This is a genomic window from Mycobacterium sp. TH-M106 (assembly GCF_057473765.1).
This window is the reverse complement of the sequence record NZ_JBYCLE010000008.1, coordinates 1-2,166: the sequence shown is the minus strand read 5'-3', so window position 1 is coordinate 2,166 and position 2,166 is coordinate 1. Positions and strand designations below refer to the sequence as shown.

The following is a 2,166-nucleotide window of genomic DNA, read 5'->3' as shown; positions in this document are numbered from 1 at the left end:
GGTACAGGAAACCCGACATCGAACCGCCGTACCCGAACCGGTCGGGGTGGAAGGTGGCCAGCGCCATCGCGCCGTACCCGCCTTGTGCGGCACCGACCGCGGCGTGACCGCCGGGCGCCAGACCCCGGTTGGCGGCCAGCCAGTCCGGCAGCTCGCTGGACAGGAACGTGTCCCACTGCTTGCTGCCGTCCTGCTCCCAGTTGGTGTACATGCTGAAAGCGCCACCGGCCGGTGCGACCACCGAGATTCCCTTGCCAGCAAGGGTGTTCATCGCGTTACCGGCAGTCACCCAGTTGCTGACGTCGGGGTGCGCGTTGAACGCGTCGAGCAGATACACCGCGTGCGGGCCCTGGTTGAGGAAGGCCACCGGGATATCTCGGCCCATCGCCGGCGACGGCACCATCAGGGATTCGTACTCCACGCCGTGCGCCCGGCCGGCTGACCCGGTCCACAGCCCGAGGGTCACCACGACCGAGCACAGCGTCCGCAACAGCATCGACAGCCCTCTCATGACCCACACACCTCGCTCGTCTGACTCGTCTGCATGCACCGTTGCAGGGTAGTGAATCACACCCCGGCGGAGTGCACGGCCAAAACCGAGCAACGGCGGTGACCGGTGGTCACCGCCGTTGCAGGGTGGCTTCGCGCGTTAGTTGCTCTCTGACGCGCTCCCCGATGCGGCGCCGCCGGGAGTCGCACCAAGGTGGGTCTGCAGATCGGGCTTCATCTCCTGCAACTGCTGACCCCAGTACTCCCAGCTGTGGGTGCCGTAGGCCGGGAAGTTGAACACCGCGTTGTGGCCGCCGTCGGCGATGTAGAGCTCCTGGAACTTCTTGTTGGCGCCGATCATGAAGTTGCCCTCGAGGAACGTGGCGGGAAGGTTGTCACCGCCCAACTCGTTGGCCTTGCCGTTGCCGCAGTAGACCCAGAGGCGGGTGTCGTTGTCGACCAGCTTCTGCACGTTGACGGTCGGGTCGTTGCGCAGCCAGTCGGCGTCGCTCTCCCACATGTCTTCCTTCTTGTATCCGCCGGCGTCGCCCATCGCCAGGCCGATCCAGCCCTTCCCTTCGGAGGGGTTGATGTAGCCCGAGAGCGAGCCGGCGTAGATGAACTGCTGCGGGTGGTAGATCGCCAGCGTCATCGCCGATGCCCCGGCCATCGACAGGCCGACCGTCGCGCCGCCGGTCGATTTGACTTTGTACTCCGAGGCCAGGTACTGCGGCAGCTCGCTGGTCAGGAAGGTCTCCCACTTGTATGTCGAGCAGCCGGCTTTGCCGCACGCCGGCTTGTACCAGTCGGTGTAGAAGCTGGACTGCCCGCCGACCGGCATGACCATCGACAGGCCCGAGTCCAGGTACCACTCAAACGCCGGGGTGTTGATGTCCCAGCCGTTGTAGTCGTCCTGGGCGCGCAGGCCGTCCAGTAGGTAGACCGCCGGTGAGTTCGCTCCGCCGCTTTGGAATTGCACCTTGATGTCGCGGCCCATCGACGCCGACGGCACCTGCAGGTACTCGACCGGCAGTCCCGGCCGGGAAAACGCCCCAGCGGTCGCCGTACCGCCGGCCACGTCGGTCAGACCGACCAATCCCGACAGCAGGGCTGCGCCCGCGGCGACGACCCTGAAGCGGCGCGGCATGACCTTCGCCGCCCCGGAGAGCCTGGCAACAAGCTTCATCCTCGCGTTCCTCATCATCCGTTGTTCGTGGCCATGACTTGAGTGCACCTGGCCGGAGGCTGCGCGCACGAGCCGCGGCAGCACCGCATAGTTAACCACACAGGCCTGCCGTCGTCTCCTCAACAATCCGGTATCGGCGCCCGCTGCGCCTCTTCATCCCGTCGGGTCTGCCGGGGATCTGAGTAACCCGCCGACCCATACTGGCGGGTGAGAGACGGCGGATCAGGTTGCTGTCGGAATCATTCGGAATCGTGCGGTGGGGTGCGTCACATTTCGGGCGATCCCGCGCCGCTAAGGGCCCGTCGCGGGCAGGCCAGCATAGGGCGGGTGCGCCGATTCGGGCACGTCGAGCCCGCAGTGGATCAACTCGTCACGGGGAACACGGTCGATCCGATATCTGGTGAAGCTCACCGAGTGCAGCAGATTCGACAAGAACCGATGCAGACTCATCGGGCCGCGCACCGAATTCAGCACCGCCGCAGTGCCGGGGC

At 66.1% G+C, this 2,166-nt stretch carries 2 protein-coding genes and 1 pseudogene; all 3 read right to left on the bottom strand.

Annotated features, from left to right (window positions below; all coding sequences use genetic code 11):
• On the bottom strand, positions 1 to 511 hold a 511-nt coding region (locus AC2VOP_RS00265), incomplete at its 3' end, for an alpha/beta hydrolase (RefSeq protein ID WP_486959101.1).
• A gap of 138 nt (positions 512 to 649) precedes the next feature.
• Positions 650 to 1,675: an esterase family protein gene (locus AC2VOP_RS00260; protein ID WP_486959100.1), complete on the bottom strand. Its 1,026-nt coding sequence runs from the start codon at positions 1,673 to 1,675 to the stop codon at positions 650 to 652.
• 291 nt (positions 1,676 to 1,966) lie between these two features.
• Positions 1,967 to 2,166 (bottom strand): annotated as a pseudogene (locus AC2VOP_RS00255) (hypothetical protein); the annotation flags it as partial.